Here is a 7,744-nt window from a genome sequence, read left to right as displayed (position 1 = left end):
GTGGCACTATTTAATAATAAATATTTTCATCAAATATTTGAGTCAATATCAAAGTTCATCATGATGAAAACCGAGCTTCATTTTTACGCGGGCGGAGGGCTGTGAAATAACGCTAGACCGTAATATTTTCACCCCATTTTCTTTCAGGTAACGGGCCAATTCATGTACTGCTACGCTGCCTGCTCCGCGCACATTGCCTTCAGCATTGGGGGTCAGAACGTTACGGGGAGCGCTCACCGAAACATCGATATAGAACTCATCTGTCGCGTTCCCGCTAGAGGCTCCCAACATGCTGACAATCTCTCCCTCAAGCCGTACCACCACGAACAGATAGTCACTGGTGGTGTTTTCCAATTCGAGTAACAGTGAGGTACTGGTGGTGCGTGCTGCGCTGGTAGTGCGATCAAGATCAGTCAGAGGATTGTCTTGCTGGTCAGTTTTTAATGGGGCGAAAAGGTAAGTAGTAAACCATTGGTCCATCACGGTGTGCGCGAGAATAATACCCGACCGGTCAGTTGTGCTGGCATCAATGATCTCCACTTCAAAATGTAAGTCGGGTCTGGTCACCCATTCATTATTGTGGCGAATACGGACTACGTGCGGCTCGGCGGGATAGCGATAAGACGCTAGCGAAAGTGAATATTCCCCTAATGGAAGACTTTGTGTGGCGCCAGGTGATTCCGTGGCGCTGGGGTTCTGTCCAATATAATTAGCATAATTTAATTGGGCATAGCGAAATGCACGGGTGATTTGCTGGAGGGTTTCAGCCAATCCCAATTGTTGGATAATGGCACTGACGCCAGTGACCAGATGATCCTCAGTCGTCTCATCGTTACCTGCATAGCCAGTAGACTGTTGTCTATCAATCCGTGTGACGACATTCTGCAGTTGCTGGGGTGTCCAGTCCCGCACAGTATCACCGAATAACAGGGTGAAATCAGCTAATATACGAGATACCCACTGAGGGCAGTTTTCATCCGGGCTACGGGGATAGCGAGCCGCGAGGATATTATCTATTGAGGTTTTACAAAATCGAGCAGTGGCCGGTAATGTCAGTGCCTGATTATGTAATTGAGTATCAATTTTGGTTAAGGTCAATATAAGAGAATTGGCTTGGTCATCGCTATTTTGGGGAAGAGCAGGGTGTGGCTCAAGCAAAGGGGAATTACTGGCAATCAAGACTACCTTGTCTTGATTATCATCGGAAAACCAATGTGATATCTGACGCCATAATTTATCTGCCTGATCACAATGGCTATGGGTAACATAATTATAAATCGCCAATGCGGGGATAAAGGTGCAGCCTAGCGTTCCGGCGATATCCCGTTTTTTTCTATAACATCCGCTATATTCATTATCATTCGTTGCTTCAACTTGATATTTATCTTCAGAATATAAACAAACTTCTCTGATTTTAATATTATCGGCAATGGCTAATGGAGATAATATTATTAACAAAGTTAAGGATAATTGGATGCTTAGCAATGCCCCTATCATATTAAACCCCTCACGTAATTCCCACAGGAAAATAGGCTCAGGAATAGAGTAATACAGTTATGGGGTTGAACCGGTTATTAAAATTTGTCAGATGCTGGGGGTAAAATAAGGAGCTAATTAAATAGGTGTTGCCAGTGCAGAGTTAAAATAGTGTTTTTGGTCTCGGCGTTATACGCTTTTCCTATCTGGGTAAAACCCTGTTTACGGTAGAAGTGGCAGGCGCGCTGGTTTTGCTGATAGACCTCCAATGTCAGGGCGCGGTAATGCCGCTGAACATATTCCATCAATACCTTACCGATACCCTGCCCGTGAAAAGGTTGGGCGACAAACAATGCCCCCACCAGTTGTTCTTCCAGAATACTGATAAATCCTGCAATCGGATTCTCATCATGGATGGTTTTTGAGTGTAAATAGACCCAAGTGCGGGCTGCTGGCAGGTAAGTGTTTCGTACCAACGGGGCGCTCTCATGCCAATATTGTTCGGTAATAAAAGGATGCGCCGCAATCGTGCTGGTTAGCCACAATTGCATCACGGCATCGATATCGTCCGGTTGGTAAGTTCTTATCATTTTACCGCGTTATCCGGATGGCAAAAACAACTCGCCAGATGATCGTTCACCAGGCCACTGGCCTGCATAAAGGCATAGCAAATGGTGGAGCCGATAAATTTAAAACCTTTTTTTTTCAATGCTTTTGACATTGCATCTGATACGGGTGTGGTTGCGGGTGACTCCGCCAGACACCACCAATGGTTAATTTTTGGCTCGCCATCAACAAAACTCCAGATAAAGTGCGAAAAATCCTCACCGTCGGCCTCCATGGCCAGATAAGCCTGTGCATTGGTGATAATGGCCTGAATCTTACCGCGATGACGGATAATACCGCTGTCCAGCACCAGTTTTTCTATATCGTCCGGCCCCATTTTCGCCACACGCACCGGATCAAAATTATGGAAGCACTTGCGATAGTGTTCACGTTTTTTCAGCACGGTTATCCATGAAAGTCCGGCTTGTTGCCCTTCGAGGCAGAGCATTTCGAACAGCGCCTGACTGTCGGTACGTGGGATACCCCATTCAGTGTCGTGATAAGCGAGATAGAGAGGATCAGAGGTGACCCAACCGCAGCGTTGTAGACTCATAACTCGTCTTCCTTTTTATTATCTGACTTAGCAGAGGATGATCGCTGTTCATTAGCTGATTAGCAACCTATCGACGGACTCTTTACCTTTGTTGGCGCAAAGCAGAATAATCAGTTGGAATACAGTGAAAGGCTCATTTTATCGACAAATCCATCTTGATTGTTGCATCTTGCCGGATTCTGGCTGTATATCTTACGGTCAACGGGTATACTGACCCATTCCATTTTAATCCACTTGTATCGCGTGCGAATCCAACATGCAAAAGTTTGATACCAAGACCTTTCAGGGCCTGATCCTGACGTTACAGGACTATTGGGCGCGCCAAGGCTGCACCATTGTTCAACCACTGGACATGGAAGTCGGCGCGGGTACCTCCCACCCAATGACCTGCCTGCGTGCACTTGGCCCAGAGCCAATCGCTGCCGCTTATGTACAACCTTCACGCCGCCCGACCGATGGTCGCTACGGTGAGAACCCAAATCGCCTGCAACACTATTATCAGTTCCAGGTGATCATTAAGCCTTCACCAGACAACATCCAGGAGCTGTATTTAGGCTCGCTGAGAGAACTGGGTCTGGACCCGACTATCCACGATATCCGCTTTGTTGAAGACAACTGGGAGAACCCGACCTTGGGTGCCTGGGGTCTGGGCTGGGAAGTGTGGTTGAACGGAATGGAAGTGACGCAGTTCACTTACTTCCAGCAAGTGGGCGGTTTGGAATGTAAACCGGTCACTGGCGAGATAACCTATGGTCTGGAACGTTTAGCGATGTACATTCAGGGCGTAGACAGCGTTTATGACCTGATTTGGTGCGACGGCCCGCTGGGCAAAACCACTTATGGCGATATTTATCATCAGAATGAAGTGGAGCAATCCACCTATAACTTCGAATACGCCGATGTGGATTTCCTGTTCTCCTGCTTTGAGCAGTATGAGAAAGAAGCTCAGTCGCTGCTGGCACTGGAGAACCCGCTGCCGCTGCCCGCTTATGAGCGCATTCTGAAAGCTGGCCATACGTTTAACCTGCTGGACGCCCGTAAAGCCATCTCGGTGACCGAGCGCCAACGCTATATTCTGCGCATTCGTACGCTGACCAAAGCTGTCGCCGAGGCTTATTATGCTTCCCGCGAGGCGTTGGGCTTCCCTATGTGCAAAAAGAATCAGAACTAAGAGGCTGTCATGACTCAACAGACTTTCCTGGTGGAAATCGGCACGGAAGAGCTGCCGCCGAAGGCTCTTCGTTCTCTGGCCGAATCTTTTGCTGCCAACTTTACTGCTGAACTGGATAACGCCAACCTGCCTCATGGTGAGGTGGTTTGGTATGCTGCGCCGCGCCGTCTGGCGGTAAAAGTGACCGATTTAAGCGCGGCTCAGGCGGATCGTGAAGTTGAAAAACGCGGCCCTGCCATTGCGCAAGCTTTTGATGCTGAAGGTAAACCGAGCAAAGCCGCCGAAGGCTGGGCACGGGGTTGTGGTATTACTGTCGATCAGGCTGAACGTCTGGTTACTGACAAAGGCGAATGGCTGCTGTATCGCGCCCATGTCAAAGGCCAATCAGCACAATTACTGCTGGCAGATATGGTGAATAGCGCGCTGAGCAAGCTGCCTATTCCAAAACTGATGCGCTGGGGTGATAAAGAAACCCAATTCGTTCGTCCGGTTCATACTGTAACCCTGCTGTTAGGCAGCGAATTGATTCCAGGCACTGTGTTAGGTATTGATTCAGACCGCATTATTCGTGGTCACCGCTTTATGGGTGAGGCTGAATTCACTATTGATAACGCTGACCAATACCCGCAGATTTTGCTGGAGCGCGGTAAAGTCATCGCTGATTATGAATCACGTAAAGCTATAATCAAGCGTGATGCAGAACTGGCAGCGCAGAAGATTGGCGGTATTGCTGATCTGAGTGAAAGCCTGCTGGAAGAAGTGACGTCACTGGTTGAATGGCCGGTGGTGCTAACCGCCAAGTTTGAAGAGAAATTCCTGGCAGTACCTGCGGAAGCACTGGTCTACACCATGAAAGGTGACCAGAAGTACTTCCCGGTTTACGATGCTGCCGGTAGCCTACTGCCAAACTTCATTTTTGTTGCCAATATCGAATCTAAAGATCCTCAACAGATTATTTCCGGTAACGAGAAAGTGGTTCGCCCGCGCTTGGCTGATGCGGAGTTTTTCTTTAAGACTGACCGTAAAAAACGTCTGGAAGATAATTTGCCGCGTCTGGAAACCGTGCTGTTCCAACAGCAATTGGGGACGTTACGTGACAAGACCGACCGTATTCAAGCATTGGCGGGCTGGGTTGCCGCACAGATTGGCGCGGACGTTAACCATGCTACCCGTGCAGGTCTGCTGTCCAAATGTGACCTGATGACCAACATGGTGTTTGAATTCACCGATACTCAAGGTGTGATGGGGATGCACTATGCCCGTCACGATGGTGAAGCTGAAGATGTTGCTGTAGCGCTGAATGAGCAATACCAGCCACGGTTTGCCGGTGATGATTTGCCATCGAACCCAGTTGCTTGTGCATTAGCGATTGCCGATAAGATGGACACATTGGCCGGTATTTTCGGCATTGGTCAACATCCGAAAGGTGATAAAGACCCGTTTGCGCTACGCCGTGCGGCGTTGGGAGTACTGCGCATTATCGTCGAGAAGAACTTGCCACTTGATCTGCAAACGCTGACTGAAGAGGCGGTGCGCCTGTATGGCAGCAAGCTGACCAATGGCAACGTGGTCGATGAAGTGATTGAGTTCATGCTGGGCCGTTTCCGTGCCTGGTATCAGGATGAAGGTCACAGCGTTGACACTATTCAGGCGGTACTGGCTCGTCGTCCAACCAAACCGGCTGATTTTGATGCACGGGTGAAGGCGGTGACCTATTTCCGTACCCTGGATGCCGCAGCGACATTGGCTGCTGCTAACAAGCGTGTATCGAATATTCTGGCGAAATCCACTGATACCCTGAATGACCATGTGCATGCCTCGGTGTTAAAAGAGCCGGCAGAGCTGAAACTGGCCACACATTTAGTGGTGTTGCGTGACAAGCTGGAGCCTGTCTTTGCTGCGGGTCACTATCAGGAAGCGCTGGTGGAACTGGCGGCTCTGCGGGAAACGGTCGATGAGTTCTTCGACAGTGTTATGGTTATGGCAGAGGACGATGCAGTGCGGATCAACCGTCTGACATTGCTGAGTAAATTACGCGAGCTATTCTTGCAGGTTGCTGATATTTCGTTATTACAGTAATTCTGTACTTGGCTGGTCATAGGGGAGCGTAGTTACCCAAAGAATTTGGTGTTGCAGGTAGGCTGCAAACGAGCGAATCCCGATGAGCTTATTCAAGTAAGTGATTCGGGTAAGTGAGAGCAGCGAACACCCCTGCAACCTCAAGTAAGAAGGGTATATCGCTCCCCTTAGCTATTCTTAATACTGGAGTTGGGTGATAAGAATAGAATTTGTGAAAATAAGTACTTACTACAGGAGCAGTTTCACATGACTTTTGCACTGAATACAGCCCGATATTCACGTTGGTTAGCGCCATTACTGGCGTTACTGGTGGTGTTCCAATTGACCGCCTGCGGGGATAAAGAACCAGAACAACGTAAGGCTTTTATTGATTATCTGCAAAATACAGTGATGCGTAGTGGGATGAAACTGCCAACACTGAGCGAAGATCAAAAGCAGAAATTTGGCCCTTATGTCAGTGATTATGCGATTTTAGTCACTTTTTCACAGCAGCTTACCAAATCTGTTGATGCCAGCTTGAGCCCGGCGATTGCTCAAATCAATGAGATCCGCGTGGCGCAGGATTATCTCGCCAAGCGTGATGCATTACAGCAGTCCGCAGGTGCATTGAACTTGTTAGTGCAACAGATTCGTACGGCAAAAACACAAGCCGATAGTGCGGTTGCTGCATTGAAACAGCCTGATGATTTGAAAGTGGTATTTAATAAAGCTTTCGATAATATTGTGACTCAGCCAGCCAATGTGTTGATCCCAGCAGTGCCGGTGATTTCTGCTTTTGTGCAGGATCTGGCACAAGTTGGTGATTTCTTGCAGCAACAGGGAACGCAGGTCACTTTCAATAATGGCGGCGTTCAATTCCAGACCCCACAGCAAGCAGCGCTATATAACACGATGATGGCTAATTTAGTCGCCAAGTATCCGGCGATGATGACGGCACAGAAGAGTGTTGCGAGTGTCATGCAGTGATGGTTTTGGTTGATTTAGGTTGATTTAGGTTGATTTGATTTGATTTGGTTATCGGTTCGGTTGACATGAGTTCAGTGATTAACTTGTCTCCGTAGCCTCAACCGCCAAGGGGGTCACAAGCGCGTGACCCCCTTGGAACCCCCGCGCTTACGCACGAATCGCCTGCCCACTGCGTGGGTGCCCTCGATTCATCATTACGCTGGCGGGACGGCTTTACGCGGGTCCTTCCGCGTGACGCCTAAATCCGGCGTCCATGCCGGATTTCCCTTGCTACATTCTTCACTCGGCGGCTCAAATGTGCTTTTAAACTTCAAAACCTAAAGACTATGGTTTTGATTTTCTCTTTCGACCTTGAGCGCAATCAGAAATATTGCCGACAAGGATGGAGGGCCGAGTGAGCGGCCATGGACGGCCGCGAAAAGCGCGCTTGAGCAGGAGCGAATCGCGCTGGCTCGTCAGCCCGAAAGACGTAGACGGTTTACCCGTAGGGCAATATTTCGCGCAAGCCGCAGGTGCAGGAGGGCCGGCTTGCCCTCCTGCTCGGTTGAGGCGGCAAAGCCAGCAATGAAAACAAATCGAATATCAACCGAAACCAGATCCGGCTGTGAGCAATGATGAACTCATATCAACCGAAACCCGCTCCGATCGTGAGCAATGATGAACCCATCTCAACCGAAACCCGCTCCGATCGTGAGCAATGATGAACCCATCTCAACCGAAACCCGCTCCGATCGTGAGCAATGATGAACCCATCTCAACCAAAACCCGCTCCGATCGTGAGCAATGATGAACCCATATCAACCGAAACCCGCTCCAATCGTGAGCAATGATGAACCCATCTCAACCGAAACCCGCTCCGATCGTGAGCAATGATGAACCCATCTCAACCAAAA

General features: G+C 49.0%; 6 protein-coding genes. 3 read left to right on the top strand and 3 right to left on the bottom strand.

The features are described 5' to 3' along the window. Positions 1 to 48: 48 nt before the first annotated feature. The 3 genes from V1952_RS18080 to V1952_RS18070 form a co-directional block, all read right to left on the bottom strand. Entirely contained in the window at positions 49 to 1,497 is a 1,449-nt protein-coding gene (locus V1952_RS18080) for a GNAT family N-acetyltransferase (RefSeq protein ID WP_420075257.1), read from the bottom strand. 113 nt (positions 1,498 to 1,610) lie between these two features. Continuing rightward, on the bottom strand, positions 1,611 to 2,066 hold the full coding sequence (locus V1952_RS18075; protein WP_420075256.1) for an N-acetyltransferase: 456 nt from the start codon (positions 2,064 to 2,066) through the stop codon (positions 1,611 to 1,613). Further along, positions 2,063 to 2,635, bottom strand: coding sequence for a DNA-3-methyladenine glycosylase I (locus V1952_RS18070; protein WP_420075255.1), 573 nt, complete (start codon positions 2,633 to 2,635; stop codon positions 2,063 to 2,065). The genes V1952_RS18075 and V1952_RS18070 overlap by 4 nt, the downstream gene beginning before the upstream one ends. Before the next feature lie 256 nt (positions 2,636 to 2,891). On the opposite strand from V1952_RS18070, the gene glyQ reads away from it, so the two are divergent. From glyQ to V1952_RS18055, 3 genes are all read left to right on the top strand, one after another. Further along, on the top strand, positions 2,892 to 3,806 hold the full coding sequence (glyQ, locus tag V1952_RS18065; RefSeq protein ID WP_005186828.1) for a glycine--tRNA ligase subunit alpha: 915 nt from the start codon (positions 2,892 to 2,894) through the stop codon (positions 3,804 to 3,806). A 9-nt stretch (positions 3,807 to 3,815) separates the two neighbouring features. Continuing rightward, complete coding sequence (glyS, locus tag V1952_RS18060; protein ID WP_372560219.1) at positions 3,816 to 5,885, top strand: glycine--tRNA ligase subunit beta; 2,070 nt, start codon at positions 3,816 to 3,818, stop codon at positions 5,883 to 5,885. 246 nt (positions 5,886 to 6,131) lie between these two features. After that, the gene (locus V1952_RS18055; protein ID WP_083161480.1) at positions 6,132 to 6,851 is read left to right on the top strand and encodes a DUF3053 domain-containing protein; all 720 of its coding nucleotides are present in this window, start codon (positions 6,132 to 6,134) and stop codon (positions 6,849 to 6,851) included. Positions 6,852 to 7,744 lie beyond the last annotated feature (893 nt).

This window comes from Yersinia sp. 2542 StPb PI (assembly GCF_048593855.1).
In the GTDB taxonomy this organism is placed as follows: Bacteria; Pseudomonadota; Gammaproteobacteria; order Enterobacterales; family Enterobacteriaceae; genus Yersinia; species Yersinia enterocolitica_E.
Note: the sequence above shows the minus strand (reverse complement) of the source record. Positions and strands in the feature narration are given on the sequence as shown.